This window comes from Nocardia sp. NPDC052112 (assembly GCF_040680135.1).
In the GTDB taxonomy this organism is placed as follows: domain Bacteria; phylum Actinomycetota; class Actinomycetes; order Mycobacteriales; family Mycobacteriaceae; genus Nocardia.
In genome coordinates, this window is record NZ_JBFAWD010000014.1 from 70484 (window position 1) to 93611 (window position 23128).

The 23128-nt window shown below is 65.0% G+C and carries 23 protein-coding genes; 13 read left to right on the forward strand and 10 right to left on the reverse strand.

What is annotated here, in order from left to right; all coding sequences use genetic code 11:
- The first annotated feature begins 28 nt into the window (after positions 1-28).
- From AB0L58_RS25785 to AB0L58_RS25815, 7 genes are all read left to right on the forward strand, one after another.
- Positions 29-1483 (forward strand): FAD-dependent monooxygenase, encoded by a 1455-nt coding sequence (locus AB0L58_RS25785; RefSeq protein WP_364390466.1) that lies wholly within the window; start codon positions 29-31, stop codon positions 1481-1483.
- A gap of 433 nt (positions 1484-1916) precedes the next feature.
- Positions 1917-2297 (forward strand): hypothetical protein, encoded by a 381-nt coding sequence (locus AB0L58_RS25790; protein ID WP_364390262.1) that lies wholly within the window; start codon positions 1917-1919, stop codon positions 2295-2297.
- Positions 2298-2410: 113 nt separating this feature from the next.
- Positions 2411-3082 (forward strand): F0F1 ATP synthase subunit A, encoded by a 672-nt coding sequence (atpB, locus tag AB0L58_RS25795; protein WP_364390468.1) that lies wholly within the window; start codon positions 2411-2413, stop codon positions 3080-3082.
- A gap of 83 nt (positions 3083-3165) precedes the next feature.
- Positions 3166-3423, forward strand: a complete 258-nt coding sequence (locus AB0L58_RS25800) for a F0F1 ATP synthase subunit C (protein WP_040687366.1) — start codon at positions 3166-3168, stop codon at positions 3421-3423.
- 6 nt (positions 3424-3429) lie between these two features.
- Positions 3430-3933: a F0F1 ATP synthase subunit B gene (locus tag AB0L58_RS25805; protein WP_364390263.1), complete on the forward strand. Its 504-nt coding sequence runs from the start codon at positions 3430-3432 to the stop codon at positions 3931-3933.
- A gap of 3 nt (positions 3934-3936) precedes the next feature.
- On the forward strand, positions 3937-4545 hold the full coding sequence (locus AB0L58_RS25810) for a hypothetical protein (RefSeq protein ID WP_364390264.1): 609 nt from the start codon (positions 3937-3939) through the stop codon (positions 4543-4545).
- A gap of 43 nt (positions 4546-4588) precedes the next feature.
- Complete coding sequence (locus AB0L58_RS25815) at positions 4589-5308, forward strand: Mut7-C RNAse domain-containing protein (protein WP_364390265.1); 720 nt, start codon at positions 4589-4591, stop codon at positions 5306-5308.
- Between the two features lie 6 nt (positions 5309-5314).
- Here AB0L58_RS25815 and hutC read toward each other — a convergent pair whose 3' ends face one another.
- On the reverse strand, positions 5315-6070 hold the full coding sequence (gene hutC, locus AB0L58_RS25820; RefSeq protein ID WP_364390266.1) for a histidine utilization repressor: 756 nt from the start codon (positions 6068-6070) through the stop codon (positions 5315-5317).
- A gap of 243 nt (positions 6071-6313) precedes the next feature.
- Between hutC and AB0L58_RS25825 the strand changes: the two genes are divergently transcribed.
- Positions 6314-7756, forward strand: a complete 1443-nt coding sequence (locus AB0L58_RS25825) for a cytosine permease (RefSeq protein ID WP_364390268.1) — start codon at positions 6314-6316, stop codon at positions 7754-7756.
- 223 nt (positions 7757-7979) lie between these two features.
- On the opposite strand, the gene AB0L58_RS25830 is transcribed toward AB0L58_RS25825, so the two are convergent.
- The 4 genes from AB0L58_RS25830 to AB0L58_RS25845 form a co-directional block, all read right to left on the reverse strand.
- Positions 7980-8279 carry a hypothetical protein gene (locus AB0L58_RS25830; RefSeq protein ID WP_364390269.1) on the reverse strand — a complete coding sequence of 100 codons (300 nt, stop codon included), beginning with the start codon at positions 8277-8279 and terminating at the stop codon, positions 7980-7982.
- Between the two features lie 514 nt (positions 8280-8793).
- Entirely contained in the window at positions 8794-10095 is a 1302-nt protein-coding gene (locus AB0L58_RS25835; RefSeq protein WP_364390270.1) for a glycosyltransferase 87 family protein, read from the reverse strand.
- A 195-nt stretch (positions 10096-10290) separates the two neighbouring features.
- On the reverse strand, positions 10291-11868 hold the full coding sequence (locus tag AB0L58_RS25840) for a hypothetical protein (RefSeq protein WP_364390271.1): 1578 nt from the start codon (positions 11866-11868) through the stop codon (positions 10291-10293).
- Positions 11869-12286: 418 nt separating this feature from the next.
- Positions 12287-12700: a hypothetical protein gene (locus AB0L58_RS25845; RefSeq protein WP_364390273.1), complete on the reverse strand. Its 414-nt coding sequence runs from the start codon at positions 12698-12700 to the stop codon at positions 12287-12289.
- Between the two features lie 98 nt (positions 12701-12798).
- On the opposite strand from AB0L58_RS25845, the gene AB0L58_RS25850 reads away from it, so the two are divergent.
- A complete protein-coding gene (locus AB0L58_RS25850; protein WP_364390274.1) occupies positions 12799-13173 on the forward strand; it encodes a VOC family protein in 375 nt (124 codons plus the stop codon).
- A 4-nt stretch (positions 13174-13177) separates the two neighbouring features.
- Here the strand turns inward: AB0L58_RS25850 and AB0L58_RS25855 are convergent, their stop codons facing one another.
- Positions 13178-14476 (reverse strand): MFS transporter, encoded by a 1299-nt coding sequence (locus AB0L58_RS25855; protein WP_364390275.1) that lies wholly within the window; start codon positions 14474-14476, stop codon positions 13178-13180.
- 152 nt (positions 14477-14628) lie between these two features.
- On the opposite strand from AB0L58_RS25855, the gene AB0L58_RS25860 reads away from it, so the two are divergent.
- Both AB0L58_RS25860 and AB0L58_RS25865 read left to right on the forward strand, forming a co-directional pair.
- Complete coding sequence (locus AB0L58_RS25860; protein WP_364390276.1) at positions 14629-16014, forward strand: metallophosphoesterase; 1386 nt, start codon at positions 14629-14631, stop codon at positions 16012-16014.
- Between the two features lie 284 nt (positions 16015-16298).
- Complete coding sequence (locus AB0L58_RS25865; RefSeq protein WP_364390277.1) at positions 16299-17225, forward strand: alpha/beta hydrolase family protein; 927 nt, start codon at positions 16299-16301, stop codon at positions 17223-17225.
- A 1-nt stretch (position 17226) separates the two neighbouring features.
- Here the strand turns inward: AB0L58_RS25865 and AB0L58_RS25870 are convergent, their stop codons facing one another.
- Positions 17227-18906 (reverse strand): hypothetical protein, encoded by a 1680-nt coding sequence (locus AB0L58_RS25870; RefSeq protein ID WP_364390279.1) that lies wholly within the window; start codon positions 18904-18906, stop codon positions 17227-17229.
- A gap of 96 nt (positions 18907-19002) precedes the next feature.
- Here AB0L58_RS25870 and AB0L58_RS25875 point away from each other — a divergent pair, with 96 nt between their 5' ends.
- Complete coding sequence (locus AB0L58_RS25875; protein WP_364390281.1) at positions 19003-20088, forward strand: S-(hydroxymethyl)mycothiol dehydrogenase; 1086 nt, start codon at positions 19003-19005, stop codon at positions 20086-20088.
- The gene (locus AB0L58_RS25880; RefSeq protein ID WP_364390283.1) at positions 20085-20711 is read left to right on the forward strand and encodes an MBL fold metallo-hydrolase; all 627 of its coding nucleotides are present in this window, start codon (positions 20085-20087) and stop codon (positions 20709-20711) included. The genes AB0L58_RS25875 and AB0L58_RS25880 overlap by 4 nt, the downstream gene beginning before the upstream one ends.
- A gap of 108 nt (positions 20712-20819) precedes the next feature.
- Here AB0L58_RS25880 and AB0L58_RS25885 read toward each other — a convergent pair whose 3' ends face one another.
- The 3 genes from AB0L58_RS25885 to AB0L58_RS25895 form a co-directional block, all read right to left on the reverse strand.
- The gene (locus tag AB0L58_RS25885) at positions 20820-21278 is read right to left on the reverse strand and encodes an SRPBCC family protein (protein ID WP_364390284.1); all 459 of its coding nucleotides are present in this window, start codon (positions 21276-21278) and stop codon (positions 20820-20822) included.
- 46 nt (positions 21279-21324) lie between these two features.
- Complete coding sequence (locus AB0L58_RS25890; protein WP_364390285.1) at positions 21325-22176, reverse strand: alpha/beta hydrolase; 852 nt, start codon at positions 22174-22176, stop codon at positions 21325-21327.
- A gap of 93 nt (positions 22177-22269) precedes the next feature.
- Complete coding sequence (locus AB0L58_RS25895; RefSeq protein WP_364390287.1) at positions 22270-23109, reverse strand: DUF72 domain-containing protein; 840 nt, start codon at positions 23107-23109, stop codon at positions 22270-22272.
- Positions 23110-23128: the final 19 nt, after the last annotated feature.

Consider the following 23128-nt stretch of genomic DNA (forward strand, 5'->3'; position numbering starts at 1 on the left):
GATCGCGGGCGCCGGACCGACCGGGCTGATGCTGGCCTACGAACTGCGCCTGGCCGGTGTGGACGTCGCGCTCGTCGACGGACTTCCGGCGCGCACCGGCGAATCACGGGCGGGTGGCATCCACGCCCGCACCATGGAGATCCTCGATCAGCGCGGCCTGCTCGACGATCTGCTCCCACTCGGCCGCGTCATGCAGGCCGGGCATTTCGGCGGCCTACCCCTGGATTTCGCCGACTTCAATACCCGCTATCCCTTCACCCTCGCCGTGCTGCAGTCGGTGATCGAACGCGAACTCGACCGGCACGCAACCGAACTCGGTGCGATCGTGCGGTGGGGTTCGCCGGTTGTCGGCTTCGATCAGGACGAGACAGGGGTGGCGGTGGAAATCGGCGGTCCGAATCCCCGCCGGATTCGCGCGGCCTACCTGGTCGGCTGCGACGGTGGCCGCAGTGCGGTGCGCAAGCTGGCGGGTATCGACTATGTCGGCACCGACGCGACGGTGACAGGCATGCTCGCCGATGTCGAACTGGCCGACCCGCCCGCACAGCCCTTCTTCGGACACCGCGCCGGTGCGGGCGACTTCTCCGCGGTCCAGTTCGAGCCCGGCTGGTACCGACTCGTCGTCCAACGCCACGACCAGATCCTGGAGCGCGGCACCGAACTGAGCTTCGAGGACTTCCGCGCCAGCTTCATCGAGATCGCGGGCACCGACTTCGGCATGCACAGCCCGCGCTGGATCTCGCACTACGGTGACGCCGCCCGCCAGGCCCATCGCTACCGGGTGGGCCGCGTCTTCCTGGCCGGGGATGCCGCGCATATCCACTACCCCGCGGGCGGTCAGGGCCAGAACCTGGGCCTACAGGATGCGGTGAATCTCGGCTGGAAGCTCGCCGCCACCTTGCGCGGCAACGCATCCGACGAACTCCTCGACACTTACGAGTCCGAGCGCCACCCCATCGCCGCCCGCGTCCTGCACAACACCCGCGCACAGACCGCACTCGGGCGGCCCGGCCCGCACACCGACGCACTGCGCGACATCATGAGCGATCTGATCGATATGGACCAGGTGCGCCACCGCCTCGGCCTGATGATCACCGCACTCGATATCCGCTACGACATCAAGGGCGAGCACCCGCTCATCGGCCATCGCGTCCCGGATGCCGACCTCACCACCGCGGAGGGCGACACCCGGGTGCACGAGCTGCTGCGCGCGAGCCACCCAGTCCTGCTGGTGCTCAACGGGAACGACGTCCCGGCGATCCCGGAATGGCACGACCGGGTCGCGATCATCAGCGCCGTCGGCCGCGCCGAGCATTGGACCATTCCCGGTTCCGGTGCGATCCAAGCCCCCGCCGCCGTCTTGCTGCGCCCCGACGGCTACGTCGCTTGGGCTACCGGCGAACCCACCGTCGGGGGCTTGACCGAAGCACTCACCGCTTGGGTCGGCACGCCCGAATCCACAGGTGGATCAACTGTTCGATGATCACGGCACCGGCACATCGCGGCCCGAGCGGCAGCGCGCCAGCTATCGCAAGGCAGCACCCGGATGCGGTATCGGGATATCGCGGCGATCGCGCGATTCAGTGCCGCGAGCCGACTCCAGCTCCGCATATCTGCCGCTGCTTTGGAATCTCTTTACAAAAACATGACCGAAATTAGGCACGACGATTGAATACGCCGAGGAATAGCGGAAAAGCGGTACGGTGACCGGTTTGTCCGATTTATCGCGATGCCGACCAAGATCGCTAGTTGATCTTGCGGTCTCCCGTGTGACACTGTCGCCCAACGGACATCGTTCGAAATCTCGCCGGAGAAAGATCAAAAACGTTGCCTTCCAAAAGGGTTGTTAATGTGTATGCTATCCATCAATTAAGACCCCACTACGGCGTGGGATGACCGGCGAAGGCGGTGTCGCAATGGATGTCAATGCCCTCCGAATGCGCCGTGCGACTGTCTTCGCAATCGGCGTCGGCGTGCTGACCCTGGCAGCGACGGGACCGCTCGACCGACTGCTGCTCGGCCTGTTCATCTGCATCGGACTCGGGCTCGGTTGGGTGAATGCACAACTGACCCGATTGACGGTCAATCGAGTCGCCGATGCCGAGAAACCGAGGAAACAGGGCTTGTACCTATCCTCGGCGACTCGGCTGATCGCGATAACCGGCGGTTCACTCGCAGTGGGTTTCCTGGCAAGACCGCATGGCATCGGAATCTTCTTCGGCTTGGCCGCCTTTCAAGTGATTCTGGTGTTGGTCACCGTCGTGCCTGAAGTGAAGGAGCTTCGCCAGCAATCATGACGAACCAACTCGCCTTCATCGCCCGATCGGCGCTCCCGGTCCTCGCCGAGGAAGCGCCCGCCGAAGAGCCGAAAATCAAGGTCGGCGAACACGCGGTCGCGCATCTGTGGGGTATGGACTTCAATGTCGACACGATCATCTCGACCGCCATCGCGGCGGCGATCGTGCTCGGTTTGGCGTTCTACCTGCGGGCGAAGCTGACTTCGGGCGTGCCCAACGGCGTGCAGCTGTTCTTCGAGACCGTGACGGTCCAGATGCGCAACCAGGTGGAAAGCGCCATCGGCATGAAGGTCGCGCCGTTCGCGCTGCCACTGGCCGTCACGCTGTTCATCTACATCCTGTTGTCCAACTGGCTGTCCGTGCTGCCGGTGCAGTACGGCCACGGCGAATTGATCGCACCGCCCGCATCGGATGTCAATTTCGTCTATGCGCTGGCCCTGTTCGTCTTCATCATGTATCAGGGCGCGGGCATATACAGGCGCGGTCCCGGTGGACATGCCAAGCAGTTGCTGAAGGGCCACACCGGCTGGGGTCCGATGGTTTTCATCAATGTCATCGAGGAAGTCGCCAAACCGCTCTCGCTGTCGCTCCGATTGTTCGGCAACATGTTCGCGGGTGGTGTGATGGTCTCGGTGATCGCACTGTTCCCGTTCTGGATCAGCTGGGGGCCGAATGCCATCTGGAAACTCTTCGATCTCTTCGTCGGAGCCATCCAGGCATTTATCTTCTCGCTGTTGACCGTTCTCTACTTCAGCCAGTCGATGTCGCTGGAGCACGAACACTAGCCCCGGCGACCGCTTTCGGGTCGCTCGAAACAACAACAGATCGGCGCCGCCGATCGAGCTCAGTAAAGAACAGGAAGTGAAAAATGGCAGACGCAACCACGGCGGCCATCGTCCAGGGCGCGCTCATCGGCGGCGGCATCATTATGGGCGGTGGCGCCATCGGCGCGGGAATCGGTGACGGACTCGCCGGCGCCGCGTTGATCAACGGCGTTGCCCGTCAGCCGGAAGCCGAGGGTCGCCTCCGCGGTAACTTCTTCCTGACCGTCGGTCTGGTCGAGGCGGCGTACTTCATCAATCTAGCGTTCATGGCGCTTTTCGTATTCGCTACTCCAGGTAAGTAATTCAGTATGACTCCGCGAACGGATGTTGTTGCCGAGGGGAACTTCCTCATTCCCAACGGCACATTCTTCGCCGAGCTGTTGATCTTCCTGATCGTGCTCGGGGTCATGTGGCTGTTCGTCGTTCCGCCGATACGCAAAGTATTGGCGGAACGCGAGGCGAGAGTCGCGGAGACCGCGGTCGACAACAAGGAAGCCAAAGCCTTGTTCGCCGACGCCGAAGCGAAATATCAGGCGGCCGTCGCGCAGGCGCGCAGTGAAGCGGTCGAGATCAGGAACCAGGCAAGGCACGAGGGCCGAGTTATCCTCGAGCAGTTGCGAAGCGAGGCGCAGAACGAGGCCGACAGGATCGTCGCGGAATCCGCGACGGAACTGCGGGCCCAGGCGGACCAAGTGGCCGCGGAGTTGCGTGAGGCTGTCGAACCGCTCGCCGAGACATTGGCCGATCGTGTGCTCGGCATCAAGGATCGGCACGCCGGCACCAGCGCCGGCCATCACTCAGAACGAGCGTAGCCAATGAACCTCAACAGCGGCATCCTTGCCGAAGGGGCCATCCGCGCAGCCGGGTCCGAGGACTCGGGCATTTTCCACATCACCTTCGACTGGCCGATCTTCTTCAGCCAGCTCTTCGGTTTCGCCGTGATCATCTTCGTCATCGTCAAATGGGTGGCACCGCCGGTGGGACGGCTGATGGCCAAGGCACAGAACAATATTCAGAAACAGATCGACGAGAACGAGCAAGCGGCGGACCGCCTCGTCGAGGCCAAACGGGCCTATGACAATGCGGTCACCGACGCCCAGGCCGAACTCGAGCACATCCGCGAGGATGCGCGGGCCGACGCCGAACGCATCATCGCCAAGATGCGCGAATTCGCCGATGCCGAGGTCGCCCGGGTCCGCAGCCAGGGCCGGGACCAGATCGCGCAGATGCGCACCCAGCTCATCCGCGATCTGAAGGAAGAGCTCATCACCACGGTCATGGACAGCACCGAGGACAAGGTCCGCTACGAGATCGGCGCCACCCACGTGGCGGCCGACAGCATCGACAGATTCCTCGAGGATCTCGAGGCCATGGCCAACGCGGAACCTCCGGTCCGACGCCGCGCCCAACCCTGGGCGCTGTAAAACCGGGTGGTCGCCGGACCGCATGCCCTGGCATGCTGGCCGCGTGACCACCGCGCAGATCACCATCGATTTCGCGCCCGAATTGCGGCTGTTCGTCGCTGCCGCACAGCGGGAGGGTCGTTCGCCCGTGCCGATCGACCGCGTGTCGACGCTGGGACACATCGTGGAATCCCTCGGCGTACCGCTCACCGAGGTCGGCGAGCTGGTGGTCGACGGTCGGTTGGTGCCGTCGGGGTATCTGCCCGCCGACGGCGCGGCGGTCTCGGTGCACGCGGTGGTGCGCCCTCAGCGATTCGCGGAGCCGCTGCGATTCCTGCTGGATATCCATCTCGGCACGTTGGCGCGCCGGCTGCGGCTGCTCGGCGTCGACACCGCCTACGAGAATCCGGATATCGGCGACGCCGCGCTCGCCACGCGTTCGGCAACCGAACATCGCATCCTGCTCTCGCGCGATCGCGGACTGCTGCACCGCCGCGAAATCTTCGCGGGCGCCTACATTTACAGCCATCGCCCCGCCGAACAACTCGACGACGTACTATCCCGCTTCGCACCACCACTGGCCCCATGGACCCGCTGCACCGCCTGCAACGGCGCCCTACGCATAACCGATAAACAAACCCTCCGCGGCCATCTCCCAAGCGACACCGAAAGCACCTACGACGCCTTCGCCCAATGCCTGGACTGCGGCCGCACTTACTGGAAGGGCGCTCACCACGCCCGACTGGACGCCATCGTCACCCACGCCCTGCACTTCGGCACCTGATGCCGTTCAGGCTCCGAAGGCGCCTTCGAGGCGGCTGCGGGAGCCGGGGTGGACGAGGCGGGCCACGCTGACCAGGGCGGTGGCGGACCAGGTGCGGCGGCGGATCTGGAGGCAGGGTTCGGTGCGGCGGATGCGCAGCAGTCGGCAGTCCTCTTGGCTGCCCTGCACCGCCTCGACGACATGTTCGCCGCGCATCAGTGGAGCGACCTCGCTCAGGTATCGGTTCGGGGTGGTTTCGACGAAGTTCTGGTCGAGGTAGCCGGGTGCGGCGGCGGGGTTGACGTAGCGGTCCTCCACCTGGATCGGTACGTCGTCGTCGAAATGCACCAGCAGCGAATGGAATACCGAATCGGTCGGCCATCCATCGAGTGCTGGGTTGTCGGTGTCGAGGGACTCGGTGCGCAGGAAGATAACCTCGGTGCGATGCCGGTGGCCGCGCTGCTGGATCTCATCGGCGATATTGCGCACTTCGAACAGTGGCGAGGCCACCTTCGCAGGTGCCACGAAGGTGCCGACACCCATCATCCGAACGACCACGCCCGCCGCGGCCAGTTCGCGGAGCGCACGGTTGACCGTCATGCGGGAGATCCCGAGTGCGTCGACCAGTTGATGCTCCGAGGGCAGCAGATCACCCGCGCGCCAGCGCCCGGCGTCGATCTGCGTGCGGATGAGGTTCTTTATCCGCTCATACGCCGGTGCCGCGCGTGGTCCGGACGCCGCGAACACCTCGGCCAGGTTCGCATCGCCCACCGGGCGGTTCATCCCCTACCACCTCTCGGTATCTATTCGGCGGGCGCGCGGGTCCGCCAACCGCCGCCGGGCCCTTCGCTCGGATCGCGGCGTCTGCGTCACTGTAGCCGTTCCGGTTGACAGCCACTTGTATATACAGGACCATGCATCTGGGCAGCTTCCAACGGCCCAGAGCACAGACCGAGAGCGCATGCCGGGACCTCCCGCACTGCACCTGTCGCAGCTGCTCCCCTTCTCCTGACGGAAGGCGGATCCATGCCGCACAAAGACGAAATCGACGCCGGACTGCCGATCGAGCGCCGCACCATCGAAGTTATCCCGGATGCCGAACGCCACGGCACCCCGCGCAATCAATTCACTCTGTGGTTCGGGGCGAATATGCAGATCACCGCAATCGTCGACGGTGCGCTGGCGGTGGTATTCGGGGCCGACGCGCTGTGGGCGATCGTCGGACTGCTGCTCGGCAATATTCTCGGCGGCATCGTCATGGCATTGCATTCGGCGCAGGGCCCGCGTCTCGGCTTGCCGCAGATGATCTCCAGCCGCGCCCAATTCGGCGTGCTCGGTGCGGTTATGCCACTGCTGCTTGTGATCGTGATGTATCTCGGCTTCGCCGCGACCGGAACGGTTTTGGCCGGTCAGGCGGTGAACAAGATTCTGCACGTGGATAATCCGACCGTCGGCATTCTCGTCTTCGGTGCGCTCACGGCCGTGGTCGCGGTAACCGGCTATCGACTGATCCATGTCATCGGGCGAATCGCCACCGTGGTCGGCATTGTCGGCTTCACCTACCTGACGATCCGACTGTTCGCCGAATACGACGTCAGCGCCTACGTCGGTACCAAATCCTTCGATACCGTGACCTTCGTCCTCGCGGCCTCCCTCGGCGCGGGGTGGCAGCTGACCTTCGGACCGTACGTCGCGGACTATTCACGCTATCTGCCCCGCACAACCAGTGCGCGGACCACCTTCTGGGCCACCTTCGCCGGCAGCGTGCTCGGCTCACAGTGGGCGATGACGCTCGGCGCGCTGGTGGCCGCCGTCGCCGGAAAGGCGTTCTTGGGCAATCAAGTCGGCTTCATCGGCGATCTCGCCGGGCCATCCGCGATCGCGCTGCTGATCTACCTGGTGATCGTGGTGGGCAAGCTGACGGTGAACTGTCTCAACGCCTACGGCGGGTTCATGTCCATCCTGACCTCGGTGACCGCATTCAACGGTCGGTCGCACACCACTCAGGCCGCGCGTGCGGCCTATATCGTCGGCTTCACCGTGGTTTCGATGCTGATCGCCATCGGGGCCAGCGCCGACTTCCTCAACAACTTCAAGAATTTCGTGCTCGTCCTGCTCATGGTGTTCACCCCGTGGAGTGCGATCAATCTGATCGATTACTACCTGATCTCGCGCGAACGCATCGATATCCCGGCGCTCTACGATCCGGACGGCCGCTACGGACGGTGGAACCTGGCCGCCCTGGCCTGCTACACCCTCGGCATTGTCGCCCAGATCCCGTTCCTCGCACAGAAGCTCTACACCGGCCCGATCACCGATCTGCTCGGCGGGGCGGATATCTCCTGGATCGTAGGCATCGTATTCACGGCCGCCATCTACTATCCGCTCGCACGTCGCACGAGCAACCCGCCGGACCGGATGATCTATCCCACGGACACAGCAGCGACAACCAGCGTTTCCGCCGGGTAATGCGTTCCGCTCCGCCGCGAATCCGCTGATGCGCGACTCGATTTCGGCGGGAAGGCGATCGGCTTCGCGGAAGGTGATGCCGGTGCGTGGTGGCTCGCGGAATGCCTGGCCGAGATCGGCGGCGGCGGTGTGCTGGAAGGCCGTTCGTGGCGCGAAGAACGGACGGCGCGGTCGACGCGCCGTCCGTTGTTCAGGTCCTCGAATTGCCCTGGGGATCGGCTTACTACGAGGCGTGGTGCGTCGGGTGGTAGTGCTCCCAGGCGTCGGCCAGTGCCTTGCGCACGTCCACGGGCAGGTAGTCCCGGATTTCGGCACACAGGTGGACGCTGTTCCCGCAATCGTCGCACCAGATGCGGACCGTACGCGCGTCCTTGGCCACGGCCTCGGCGATCCAGTCGGCACGCATATTCCCGTGGTCGACGGTGGCCACCCATCTGTCTCCGTAACCATCGACATCCTTATGGATGGCGTTGACCATGGTCACCGCGAACATCGGATTGGGCTGAGCCTTCTTCTTCGTCATGGTGGGAAACCTCCGGCCCGTTCGAGCGAAATGTTCGTGCGACATCGAAGTAGCACCTCCCGTCGACCGGTAGGTTCAGCAACCTGGTGGTGACCGGTTGGTTCGCGACGCAGGAAGCAACCGTAACTCCGGTTGACGTGCCCGGCAAGAGGCCGATTTCGGGCGGAAACCGAAGGGAATCCGCAGGTAAAGAGATCGCAAAGGCTCTGGGGCCATTGCCGATACGGTACGGCAGCCGTAGGTGCCGCTGCGCGCAACGGAGGTCTGATCCGTGGCCACAGCAACCGTGGCGCCGCCACCCCCGGCGCATCGTGGGCCTGATCCATGCTCGTTCCCGAACTGCGGTAGCCGACCGTGCCGGACACACCCCGATGGTTCTGCGCGCACGAACCCGCGTCGGCACCCACCAAGCCTCATCGTCCGGAGAAGTTCCGTTCCGGATCAACGCCCCGACATCGGCTCGCCGGTCGCGATCTCGCGGGCTACCGTGTCCGCCACCGGGTTCCGGTGTCGGTCAAGGGGAAGGGGTTGGGCACGAAGAAGACTCCGGGCTGCGGCGGCGCAGGAGTGGCAAGCGGATCGAGCGTTCGGCCGAACGCTCGCTGAGGGCCGACCAGCCGTCCCTGCGCAGGTGTATCCCTGCCGCGATCAGGACGACGAGGAATTCGATGACGTAGCCGTTGATCAATACCTTGGTGACCGCCCACCACGGCGGCAGCAGGAACACCCCGATCGACACCCAGGTCTTGCTCCAGTGGTAGGTCCACGAGGCAGTCACGGTGAACAGCACCGCCGCCACCACCCACCAGCGCCAGTTGTCCAGCCCCTTGTGCACGAGGAAGACGAACAGCGGCACGAACCACACCCAGTGGTGTCCCCAGGAGAACGGCGACACCGCGCACGCGGTGAGACCGGCCAGGGTGATCGAGAGCAGCCGCTCACCTCGCTGATACAGCGCCGTCGTGACGATCAGGCTGGCGGTCGCGACCGAGCCCGCGATGAGCACCCACAACCACACCGGGGCGGGACCGTCGAGCAGATGCGCGATGACGCCACGGATGGACTGATTGGACGGGTGGTTGTCCACCGCGATTCGATTGGATTGGAAGAACGTCGAGGTCCAGTACTGGCGGGAGTCGGCGGGCAGGATCGCCCAGGCGAAGGCGATCGAGGCGACGAAGGTGGCGAACGCGACAGCCGCCGAACGCCACTGCCGCAGGGCGGCCAAGTAGGCGACGAAGTAGATCGGGGTGAGTTTGATACCCGCCGCGAGGCCGACACCGAGGCCACCCAGTTTGCTTCGATCCGCGCGCAGCGCGTCCAACAGCACCAGCAGCATCAACACGAGGTTGATCTGCCCGAAGTAGAGCGTCTGGCGGACCGGCTCGATGAATACCAAGGTGGCCGCGATCAGCACACTGACCACCACCAGCCGAGTCGTGATCCGATAGCCCAGCAGCCGCCAGCTGAGCAGCACACAGGCGATGAGTACGGAGAGATTGAACACCAGCCAGGTGTTCGTCACGTACCCCCACGGCACCATGTAGATCGGCACGAACGCGATCGTGGAGAACGGCGTGTAGGTGTACAGCAGGCCACGCATGGTCGGCTCGGTGTACAGCGGCAGCTGGTGCACGATGCGAAACGCACCGTCCCGATAGATATGCACATCGAGGCCACCGACCAGGAACCCGCCCTTGTCCAGGAAGGGATCGATGGTGGTGAAGAGCAGGATCATCGAGAGCAGGGCGCTCCCGGCGACCAGGTATATCGCTGGTCCCGTACGCGGAAACTCCAGCTTCCGGGTGTCTCGCACCGATCCGCTATGACCGAGGCAATACCGTCGCAGGATTCGTGGTACAGGATCCTGCTGGGTGGTAAGACCTCATCACGGACCGATCCATCCCTTCATCCCGCACCCGCTGTACTACGGCGACAGCCAGCTCTTAACGTACCTAATGACCCGAGCCTGCATCATGCCCCGAAGTGCCGGGGCAAGCAAGCGACGGGATCATCGTTGCCTACTGGCCCTTGCCCGCCTGCGCTCCGCCTGTAGTTCGGCGAGTTCTTGTTCGAGCATCTCAGCGATGCGGAACTGCCCGGTGTCGTGGATGTCGGGCGTGCGAACCACCTGCAGGTGCGAATCCGGCTCGGACGGTGCGTTGCCCTTGGCGCGGACGTTCGCATTCTCGGTCGTCCGGCTGTCCTTCCTGCCCTCGAGCGAACTGGGCTTGCGCGCCGTCGCCGCGGCCGAGCCGTTGCCCCTGCGCAGCGCCGACACGACCGACGGCTTGCTCTCGGCGGTCGGTTTTTCCGGGCTGGCCGCGGCCGGCTTGCGCGCGGGTGCCTTGGCCGGTGGCGGTGGGGTCTCGACCTTCGCGACAGGTTTGGTGTCGGCCGCGGCGATCGGCTCCTGGGGCGGTGCGAAGGGGTTGTTCTTCGCGACCACCGGTGGTGTCGGCTCCTTGACGACCGTGGGGCGGGTCTCGGTCTGCGCGGGCGCGGGCCGCCGCTGAGGTGGCTTGGGCTCCGCATTCCCCGGCGCCTGGCCGTTGGTCGGCGCGCGACGCTTCTCGGGCGCGTCCGAGCCCTCCTGTGCGGCAGGGCCTTCCCCGTCGACCGACTCCTCGACCGAGACCTCTTCGGCCTCCACGATCGCGTCGACTTCCAGCTCCGCGTCCTGTCCCGCACCCTCGGCGCTCGCCAGCGCGTCGGACTCCCCGGACTCCTTATCCGCCCCCGGCGCCACCAGGGCCGCCTGGGTGTTCGCGCGATAGGAGGCGATCGATGGCATCGTCCGCTTGAGTTGTTCGGCCGGATCGGGCAACTCGCGGACCTGCTCGGTGGCCCGGTAGATGGCCAGGCCGTAGCGTGCGCTGGCCGCGTCGTGAATGAGCAGGGCGACACCGATCATCACCGGCGCGACCGCGTGCACACCGGTCTCGTACCATTCCCCGTCGCGCAGATACGGGTAGGTGTTGAGGGTGACAGTCAGTGACAGCAGGGCGATTTCGGCCGCGGCGACCTGTCGGCGGTTGTCGATCACGCCCCATTCGGCGACCTTATTGGTGCCGACCATGATGATGATCAGGCAGACGCTGATCATCGCCTCGATGAGGTAGCTGAACCAGTACAGCGGATCGCTCGGCCCGCCCGGCGCGATGTTGTGCTGCACATTGACCGCGGACCACAGCATGCCCGCCGCCACCACGCCCGCCAGCGCGCGCAGTGACCATCCCCGGTGCCGGTACAGCGACGCCAGCTTGGCGTGCGGGCTGGACTCCCGCCGCTGTGCGGCAATTGCCTTGCGGGCTACCAATAGATCTCTGATGTCGGCCTTCTCGATCGCTTCGGTGGTCTGCCTGCTGCGGTCGGCCGCGGCGGCCGCGGCCTGAACCTGTTTCCATCGCTGTGCGCGATCCTCGCCGCGGATCTTCTCCGCGAGCTCACGCTCGGCGACCAGTTCGTCCTCGGAGAGCGCCTCGGTCAGCGCTGGATCGAACTGATAGGCCAGTCGACCCCGGGCCCGCTCGACCCTTCGCGCGAGCTGTCCGACCTCGTCCTCGATGGGGTGGTGCTCGATGGTCAATTCGACTCCCCGCGGGAGAGATTCGACGGCAGACAAGTGATCACGCGTGGGAACGGCACCAGACATTCATAGTCGATTCACCGTTGCCAGCGAAACTGTCAATTTGCCGCCAGTGGGTCGTCCTGCGGCGTGCCGCGCGCGACACACGCATCCGAAGTTTCGATTTAACGACGATTCGGTACTCACGAAGGCCACTCGCGGCGCGATGAACATCCGGTTCACCGGCCCGGATTCGCTGCGACGCGACTACTTGCCGCCAGCAAACAGCCAACCAGTCGGTCCGCTCGAGGGGGCGTCGGCACATTCGGGCGTGTCGCCCCCAACTGGTCGATAGGTCAGGCGATTTCGGAACCGCCGGGCCGATGCGCCGCGACGTAGTCATCGATCTCGCGCAGGAAGCCGTCCCGGCGTCCCGGTGTCAGCCAGGAGGCGCGGAACGAGTTCTTGGCGAGTTCGACGATACGGTCGAGATCGAGGTTCGCGTTGGCGGCGAGTGACAGATAGTTGTCGGCCGCATAGGCGCCGAAGTAGGCGGATCGTCACTGTTGACGGTCACCGCGAGGCCACGATCCAGCAGCGTGCGGATCTCGCTGGACTTCATCTGTTCGGTCACAAAGGAATTCGACACCGGACAGCAGGTGAATCCGATGCCCTTGGCCTTGGCGAGTTCGACCAGGCGCTCGTCCTCGACGATATCGGTGCCGTGGTCGATGCGGTCGACGCCGATATCCTCCAGCGCCTGCCTGATGTGTTCGATGGAGCCTTCCTGATCGATATCGCAGTGCATCGTGAGCAGGAAACCCTCGCGGCGGGCCCGCTCGAAGACGGCCACAGTGCCTCGTGCCAGTGCCGGATGTCGGTGTATCCGTCAGGACGAGGCAGCGGCCGGTGATCCGCGGCACAACCCTTCCAGCGGCTACGCTCGGTCGGATGATCCTTCGCCATGTGACCGTCGATTGCGCCGATCCGTATGCGCAGGCGACATTCTGGAGCTCCGTCACCGGGTGGCCGGTTTCCGAACTGGACGGACCGCAGGCCGACGAGGCACTGGTCGAGGCACCGCCCGGAACGCCGGGCTTGCTGTTCATCCGGGTGCCCGAGGGCAAGCAGGTGAAGAACCGGATCCACTTCGACTGGATGCCCACCGAACGTAGCCGTGACGAGGAGGTGCGGCGGATCATCGAGCTGGGCGCGACGATGTACGAGGACCATCGCACCCACGACGGGTTCGGCTGGGTCACGCTGGTGGACCCCGAGGGCAATGAGTTCTGCGTCGAGCGGAGCCGGGCCGAGCGCGCGGGCTGACGCGTCAGTCGGTGCGGATGCGGGATCGCAGTGCGAGAACGCCTGCGGCCGAGCCGATCATCGCCAGGCCGACGACCCACAGTCCGGCTCGCTGGGTGCCGGTGAGGTCCTTCAGTGCGCCGGTGACATACGGTGCGACGAATCCGCTGACATTGCCGATGGAGTTGATCAGGGCGATGCCGCCCGCCGCGGCCGCGCCGGAGAGGAAGGTGCTCGGCAGCGCCCAAAAGGTGGGCAGCGCGGCGAGCACTCCGACGGCACAGACGGTGACCGCGGCCATGGCGGCGAACGGATTTCCCAGATAGAGCGCGACCGGAATCGCGAGCCCACCGACCAGTGCGGGCAGCGCGACATGCCAGGCCCGCTCACCGGTTCGGTCGCCGTGCCTGCTCCACAGCACCATCACGACGGCGCCGATCACATAGGGCACCGCATTGATGAGCCCCCGCTGCACCACCGAATAGTGCGCGTCGTACTGCTGTTGGAAGCCGTTGATGATGGTGGGCAGGAAGAATCCGAGCGCATACAGGCCGTAGACGATGCCGCCGTAGATGAAGGCGAGGCCGAGCACACGGGGATGGGTGAGCGCCTTGCGCACCGTCCAGTGTTCGACCCGTGCTGCCTGCTCCTTCTCGAGCTCCGAGGTGAGCCACTCGCTTTCGGTCGGCGTCAGCCACTTCGCCTGCGTGGGACGGTCGGTGAGGAAGAACCAGGTGACCACCGCGAGGACGATCGCGGGCACGCCCTCCACCAGGAACATGAATCGCCAACCGCTGAGGCCGAATACACCGTCGCCGTACTGGATGATCAGACTCGACACCGTCGAACCCAAGGCGGTCGAAATCGGCACCGCCGTCATGAACAATGCGACGATCTTCGCGCGCTGGGTCTGCGGAAACCAGTAGGTGAGATACAGCAGAATGCCCGGAAAGAATCCGGCCTCGACCACGCCGAGGGTGAACCGCAGGATATAGAGCCAGGTTTGGTTGGGCACGAATGCCATGGCAGTGGCGACCACACCCCAACTCACCATGATTCTGGCTATCCAGCGGCGCGCACCGAACCGGTGCAACGCGAGATTGCTCGGTACCTCGAGTACGAGATAGCCGATGAAGAAGATGCCGGAAGCGAAGCCGAAGGCCGTCTCGGTCAGCCCAAGCTCGGTTTTCATACCGCTGGGCCCGGCGAAACCGATATTGACCCGGTCCAGATAGTTGATGAAATACAGCAGCCCGAGATAGGGCACCAGACGAATCGTGACCTTGCGCAACGTCGCGCGGGACACCTCGGGCGTTCCATCCATCCGCGAACTGTCGACCCGGATCCGGCCCGGAGTCAAATTCCCAGACCCGGCGATATGAATGTCCGATACCGGAAGCCGACCCGTCATGTGCGGGGACCCCAGCGTTCAATCGGCAACCGTACCGTTCGAGGCAGAGGTGAACGGAGATCCCCATGCTCGAGCCGCGACTTCGAACCCTGTGGCTGGCGAATGTGGCCGTGGGCGCGGCCGCCGTGACCGTGCGAACCCCACGCTACGCCCGCCCCGGAACCACCCCTTCCGTTCGTGTGCAACGGGATTCGATGCTGGCCACGGACCTGGAGGTGGTCACGGTGACCGACCGCTCCGCAATCCTGACCTGGACCACCTGCACCCGCGACCGCTACGGCCGGACCCGTCCGGTCCCGGCCGATACCGAGGTCCGGATCGCGCCGGTCGCCGGCCGGTCGCCGGCGCGACCGCGCTATCTGGATTCCCGGCCGACCGCATACCACTATGCCGAGATCGACGATCTCGAACCCGGCCGCACCTACCGATTCGAGGCCTATTCCGATGGCCACCGCGCCGCGCCCGCCCGCACCCTGGTGACCCGTCGCTCGGGAACACCGGAATCCACCGGCACATTCACCACCGCAGATCCGCCACCGGGACGTTTGCTGCACACCATCGCACTCGCCAACGACGTGCACTTCGGCGAGTACAGCAGCGGCCTGATCGTGGCCGGGCTCCCCACCGGCCTGCGCCACGAATCCGAGCAATATCCGGAGTTCATGCTGACCGCATTGCTCGATGATCTGCGCCGACCGGACCGCGCGGCCGATCAACTGATCGTCGCGGGCGATCTCACCGATACCGGCACCCTCGAACAGTGCCTGGGCGTGCGGGCGCGGCTGGACGAGTGGGGTGTGCTCGGCCGCGACTATTTCGTCTGCCGCGGTAATCACGACAAACCGGACGAACAACGAATCGACCACTGGGGCACGGTATTTCACGCTCGACAGCGCCTGGTCGAATATCACGTCGGGGAGCTGCGCATGATCGGCCTCGACACCACCCGACTGCGCGGATCCGGGGGCACCATCGTCGCACCGCAATTGGCGCATCTGCGCGAACTCCTGGCGGCCGATCCGGAGCGGCCCACCCTGGTGTTCGGCCATCATCCCGTGACTTCCCATGCGGCGGTGAGCAATCCGGGCGGGCCCGGTTTCGTGCTCGATCGCACGAATGCCGCCGCGCTGCACGCGCTCTACCGCGACACCCCCGGCGTATTCCTGCACCACTGCGGCCACACGCACCGCAACCGGCGCAACCGCCCGGACTCCGGTGTGGACGTGGAGTTCCTGGAAGTCGCCGCGACCAAGGAATATCCGGGCGGCTACGCCCTGCTGCGCGTCTACGAGGGCGGTTACACGGTCAACTTCTACAAGACCCGTACCGAGTCGGCCCGCCGCTGGAGCACCCGCACCCGCCGCCAATACCTCGGCCTGCATCCGGATCACGCCCTCGGCAGCTGCGCCGACCGCAACCACGTTGTCCTGCGCGATTTCTCCGGGCTGTAGGTACCGTCGGTCATCACTCGACCTGCCTGCGGCCGCGCCCGCACCTACTGGTCCCAGCGCCGACGACTCGACCGCCACCCCCTGATTCCGAGCTATCCGCCGCAACTACTGTCGCAGGCGGTGAGACTTCGAAAAGGCCGAGCCGGGAGAGGTGGTAGCTGATGGGTGTTGGTGGTCTTCGATTGGCCTCGGTTCTCGCCGCCGCCGTTGTGCTCGGCAGTGGATCCGTTATGGCCGGACCTCGTTCGCACGCGGCACCGAACGACGCTTCGGAACCTGGTTCGATGGTGACGAAGGATGGGTCGAGGATTACCGGGGTCCGGATTCGGGATGATCGGCATCTCACGCTGACGGTGTATTCGGGGGCGATGGGGCGGGAGTTTTCGGTGGAGGTGCAGCGGCCCCGGGATACCGGGGTGCCGCGCCCGACGTTGTATCTGCTGGCCGGGGTCGATGGCGGGGTCGATGGCTCGACGTGGGGTACGAAGACCGATGTCATGGGCTTTTTCGGGGATAAGGATGTCAACGTGGTGCAGCCGCTCGGTGGGGCATACAGCTATTACGCCGATTGGCGGGCGGAAGATCCGGCGTTGGGGGTCAATAGGTGGCAGACGTATTTGACTCGGGAATTGCCGCCGTTGATCGATGCCACGTTGGGCACCAATGGGCGCAATGCCGTCGCGGGGATCTCCACCTCGGGTACATCGGTGCTTTCACTGGCGATTTCGCGTCCGGGGCTGTACAAGTCCGTCGGCGCATTCAGCGGGTGTGCGCAGATCAGCGATCCGGTTGGACAGACGTTCGTCGCGCTGTCGGTGCGCAAGGGTGGTGGTGATCCGGTGAATATGTATGGGCCGCCACAGGATCCGATGTGGGCGGCGAATGATCCGTACGTCAATGCCGAGCGGTTGCGTGGGTTGAATCTGTACCTGTCGGCGGGGAGTGGATTACCCGGGCCCTACGACAATCCCACCGATCCGCATACGCAGAGCTGGCCCGAGGGTGGGTTGCCCCTGCAGGTGACGATGGGTGGCGCGATCGAGGGGGCGACGGCCTGGTGCACGCGCAACCTGCGGGACAAGTTGCACGAACTCGACATCCCCGCCACCTATGACCTCGAACCCACCGGCACCCACTCCTGGGGGTATTGGGAACGCGCACTGAAGGATTCGTGGCCCGTTCTCGCGAATGGTCTCGACGATATCCCCTGACTCATTCGTCGGCGGTGCAGCAGTGCGTATCGCCCTGTGCACGACCGATCGCGGACAATCGGCAGAAGCACGAGGCGTCGATCGGCACATCCGCCACCGCCGCAGCCAATGTGAGCTGCTGGGCAATGATCGCGGCCTCGCCGGTCTTACCGAGGCGCACCAGGCATTCGTGGAATCCGTGCAGGCTCCACACATTTCCGGGGTGCTGGCAGGCACGCGGCAGGGTGTCGTCGAGGCCGAGATCGGCGCGATAGACCGCCTCGGCCGCCGCGACGTGGCCTTGTTCGAGCAATAGCGCACCGTACGCGTGCCGCGTCGGCTGCATCCAGCCCCACGGTTCGTCGTAGGGCAGGTTGTCATCGAGGTCGACGGCGCGGCGCAGCGCCTCGAAGGCGTTGTCGTAGTTGCCTTTCCGATATTCGAGTTCACCGTCGAGCATGGCCGCGGCGACGGCGAGGATATCGCGGCAGGTGTTGTTGAACAGGGTTCGCGATTCCGGGACACGGTCGAGGGCGGTGCGGAAGAGCCGCTGTTGTTGCTCGGCCTCGGCGATGTGCACGGTCGCGGAATAGGCGACACCCTTCGCGTAATGCAGCATCGCCGTGGTGACGCAGTACAGCTCTTGATCTTTCGGCAGCGGCAGGTCGATGATATCGGCCCATTTCCCGAACCTGATGAGCGCGTGCACCCGCATCGACAGGAAGCTCTCCAACCAGTCCGCCATCGGCGGCGACTGCACCCGCAGCAGCTCTTCCGGAATGGAATTCGCCAGCTGCGCTGCGGTTTCCAGCGCGGTCTCGGACTGCCCGAGGAACATCGCGCCATAGATCTTGAAGTGATAATTGTGTGCCCGATAGAGGGTGTAGAAGTTGATCTCCCCCGCCGCACGCACATACTTCTCGTCCGCGGCGATCGCGGCCGAATTCGCGGCCACGACGGCACGATAATCACCGCACAACACATCGAGGTGCGACGGCATGTGCGCGAGATGCCCCGCATCGGGCACCAAACCGCGCAGCCGATCGGCCACCACCTGCGCGGCCTCCGGCGTGGGCGACATCTCCATCAAGTGGATGTACAGATGCAGCGCACCCGGATGAGTGCGTCCCTCGGCGGTCCCCAACGCCTGCTCCAGCACCGCCTTGGCCTCCAGGGTGCACGCTCCGTCGGCAGGCGCGCCGCTGCGCTGATCCCACAGCGCCCACGGCGTCAGATTCATCAACGCATCGGCGAACAGCACCGCGACATCGAGATCGTCCGGAAATCGCTCGTAGACTCCGCGCATCGCCGCGGCGTAATCGGCATTCCAGACCGAACCGTCGCCGTCGGGCACGTCCGCCGGATATCGCGCGGCCAACGCCTCGATCAACGCGCGCTCGACCACGGACCCATCGAGGTCGGCCGCCTTGCGCACCGCCGCGTGCGTCCGCGCGACCGTCTCGGCCAACTCCGCCTCGTCGAAGAACTCCCACGGCTTGTTGTAGTTCGGCCCGAGCGCGTAGGCGACACCCCACGATGCCATCGCACAAGCCGGATCCTCATCCGATGCCCGCGAGAAACATCGGATGGCCTCCTCATGGTTGAAGGCATACGTCCAGATCAACCCGCGATCGAACCACAGCTGCGCGACAGCGGTCGCGGTCACGGGACGCGAGTATTTCCCGAGGTCGAAATATTTCACGGTCACTCTCCTGGGGCAATGGCACGAGTGGATCCGCCATATGTGGCTCAATACTTATATGGCAGTCGGCGGCATCTCTAGCTTCTAGGAGGATTCGTGTCCGAAACCGTGCGTGGCGTGGTCGCCCGTAGCAAGGGTGCACCGGTCGAACTCGTCGATATCGTGATTCCGGACCCCGGGCCGCATGATGTGGTGGTGCGCATCGAGTCCTGCGGGGTGTGCCACACCGATCTGCACTACCGCGACGGCGGTATCAACGACGAATTCCCGTTCCTGCTCGGGCACGAGGCCGCCGGCACCGTGGAGACCGTCGGGGATGCGGTCACCCATGTCGTCGCGGGCGACTTCGTCGTCCTGAACTGGCGCGCGGTGTGCGGTGAATGTCGCGCGTGTAAGCGGGGCCGCCCGTGGTACTGCTTCGCCAGCCACAATGCCAGCAAGAAGATGACCCTCACCGACGGCACCGAACTCAGCCCCGCCCTCGGCATCGGCGCATTCGCGGATAAGACGCTGGTACATGAGGGGCAGTGCACCAAGGTCGACCCGGATGCCGACCCGGCCGTCGCCGGACTGCTCGGCTGCGGCGTCATGGCGGGTATCGGCGCGGCGATGAATACCGGCAATGTATCGCGCGGCGATACCGTCGCGGTCATCGGCTGCGGGGGTGTCGGGGATGCCGCCATCGCGGGTGCGCGGCTGGCCGGGGCGCGGACCATAATCGCGATCGACCGTGATCCCCGGAAGCTCAGCTGGGCAACGGAATTCGGCGCCACCCACACGATCGATGCGACCAAAACCGATGTCGTCGAGAAGATCCAGGAATACACCGACGGATTCGGCGCCGACGTGGTCATCGACGCGGTCGGGCGCCCGGAAACCTGGAAGCAGGCCTTTTACGGACGCGATCTGGCGGGCACGGTCGTGCTGGTCGGTGTCCCGACCCCGGATATGACCCTCGACATGCCGCTGATCGACCTGTTCTCCCATGGCGGCGCACTGAAATCCTCGTGGTACGGCGACAGTCTGCCCGAACGTGATTTCCCGATGCTGATCGATCTGTACCTGCAGGGCCGACTTCCCTTGGAGCGCTTCGTCACCGAGCGCATCGCCCTGGAAGAGGTCGAAAAGGCCTTCGCCGCAATGCATGCGGGTGAGGTGCTGCGTTCGGTGGTGGTCTGGTGAGCCTGCGCATCGACCGGGTCGTCACCTCCGGCACCTTCTCGCTGGACGGCGGCACCTGGGATGTCGACAACAATGTGTGGTTGATCGGCGACGATACCGAGGTGGTCGTCATCGATGCGGCCCACGATGCGGACGCGATCATCGAAGCCGTCGGAAAGCGCGATGTCCGCGCGGTCGTCTGCACCCACGGTCACAACGACCACATCACCGTCGCACCGGAGCTCGCCGAACGCCTCGACGCCCCGATCCTGCTGCACCCCGGCGACGATCCGCTCTGGCGCATGACCCACCCCGACGTCGACTACGCATCACTGGCCGACACCCAGCGAATCACCGTGGCGGGCACCGATATCGAAGTCTTGCACACCCCCGGCCACTCCCCCGGCTCGGTCTCTTTGTACCTGCCCGAGGCTGCCGCCCTCTGCACCGGCGACACCCTCTTCCACGGTGGTCCGGGCGCCACCGGCCGCTCGTTCTCCGACTTCGACACCATCATCGACTCCATCCGAGACCGATTGTTGACCCTCCCCGAAGAGACCACAGTCCACACCGGCCACGGCGACGGCACCACCATCGGCACCGAGAAACCCGCGCTCGCCGACTGGATAGCACGCGGCCACTGACCCGCTCCGGGGTGAACCCGCCTGACGGGCGGCGGGGATCAAGATCAGGTGGAACTCATGGCGGCGGCTTCTCGGGCAGATGCCGCCATGGCTGCCACCTGATCTTGATTACTCCTCGACGTGGGATTTGATGCGTTCGAGGGTTTGGCGCATGCCGTTGCGGTTGGTTTTGCCGCGAGCGCGGCCCGCTAGAAGCCAGTAGAGGCGTAATGGGAGGTTGGTTTCGTTCAGGTGGAAGGATTCGGTGACGTCGGTGCCGCCCTCGACGGGCTCGAATTGGTAGCGCCAGGTGTTGACAGCCATTCCGCGTGGGCCGAGCACGGTGAATGCGAACTCGCGGCCGGGCTCGCAGGCGACGATCCGGCAGACCGTCCAATACTTCAGCCCCCAGCCATTGCGGTTGACGTGCCCCCGGAATTTGACGCCGACGGCGGGAGCTTTTGCCCCACCGAGCCATTCGGTGTCGAAGGTCTCCGGTGAGAACTTCCCGGTATTCGTGATATCGCTGACCAGGTCCCAGATCTGGTCGGCGGGTGCTGCCATTCGAACCGTCACACTGTCGTGCATGCCTGCACGCTAGCAGGCGCCTTCTCAGACAGGTACCGCCTACATCTCACCGGGCCGCTCGGTGCGCGGCATCGGCCCAGAAGGCGACCAGGTCGGCGCAGACTCGGGCCGGAAGTTCCGCGTCCGGTCGGTGGCCGACACTCTGGTAAACCGCGGTGCGCGCGTCCAATTCCTCGGCATAGCGTTCATGAACGCTCGGCGGCCAGAGATCGCCGGAGTTGCCGTAGGCGAGCAGGATCGGCAGGCCGGTGGCGCGCAGGGCGGCGGTGTAGTCGGTCGGGCCCTCCATGGCCCGCATGATGCCGACCATATTGGCCTTCTTGGTCGTGAAGATGCGATTCCGCAGGAATTCGAGTTCGGCGGGTGGGACCAGTGCCGCAAAACTCTGCCGCAACTGCTCCCACAGCGCTTGCTGGCCACCGCTTTCGATGAGTTGGGCGACCAATTGCGGTGGCGCGAAGTTGATATCGGAGGTCGCGGACGGACCCGAGGCGAGCAGGGTGAGGCTGCGGAAGCGGTCCGGATGGGCAGCCAGGGCGGCGCGCGCGACATAACCGCCGAACGAATAGCCCACCAGGTGAATCGGTGTGTGGTCCGAGATCTGGTCGACGACGAGAACCAGGTCATCGGCGAAATCGGCCATGGTGTATCCCGATATATCATCGGGACCGTCGGATTGCCACTGTCCGCGCTGATCGTAGGCGACGCAACGGAATCCGGCCGCGGACAGTATCGGCAGCATGGGCTCGAAGTCCTCTTTGGAGCCGGTGAAGCCGGGGACCAATAGCACCGTGCCGCGCATCTCGACGCCATGCGGCGGCACGGATTCCCAGGCGGCCAGTGTGCCCGCCCCGCCACGCAGGGTGCAGGATGTGGAGTGCGCGGTGGCGTGACTCATCGGTTTCCTCCATCGGCGTGCTCGGCACTAGTGCGGCAACACCTTCCATTCTAACCGAGCACACATTCGGGATTGTTATTTATTCGAGATATTTCAGAATAAAGTCATCGGTTCGGTCGGGATGGGTTCGGGCAGCGGCTCGAGTTCGGGCAGGCAGGCGCGGACCTCGTCGTGGAAGCGACGGGCGAGGTGCAGCGAGGAAGCGTTGTCCGGGGTGTGGATGAAAACCGTGGGTGAGCGCCCCTCGCGCAGCCATGCGCTGACGATCTCGAGCCACGGTTGCCAGCCGGCAACCGTACGCTCCGCCGAATCGCGGCCGTGATAGCGGACGATCGGGAACTCCGTGAGTACTCGCGTGCGGCGGGGTACCCGCGGCTTCTTCGACCGCGCCTCGGCCTCCGCCGCGCTCTCCGCGGGTCCGTCGAAAAGCACTCTGGTGTCGAAGGGCACCCATTCGGCGCCGACGCGCGCGAGCACCTGCTCCAATTGCCGTGCGGCGCTGTCATTTTCGAAGAACGCCGGATGCCGGACCTCGACGGCGGACCGATACGAGCCGGGCAGCGTGCGCAGGAATCCGGCCAGCGTCCCGAGATCGGTCGGACCGAAGGAGCCGGGCAACTGCACCCACAGCGCATGGATGCGCGGGCCGAGCGGCTCCATCGCGTCCAGAAAGGTGCGCAGTTCGGACTCCGCACCGTGCAGCCTGCGCTCGTGCGTAATCGGCCTGGGCAATTTGACGACGAACCGGAAGTCGGGATCGGTCTGCTTCGCCCACGACGCCACCGTGTTGCGCGTCGGCGTCGCATAGAACGTCGTATTGCCTTCTACCGCAGAGCACCACGAGGCGTAGTGGCGCAACCGCTCCGCAGGCACCGGTTGATATTCCTGCCATGCCGCGTGCGTCCACATCGCACATCCCACGTGAAGCCGCATGGCAGCGACGCTAACGCAC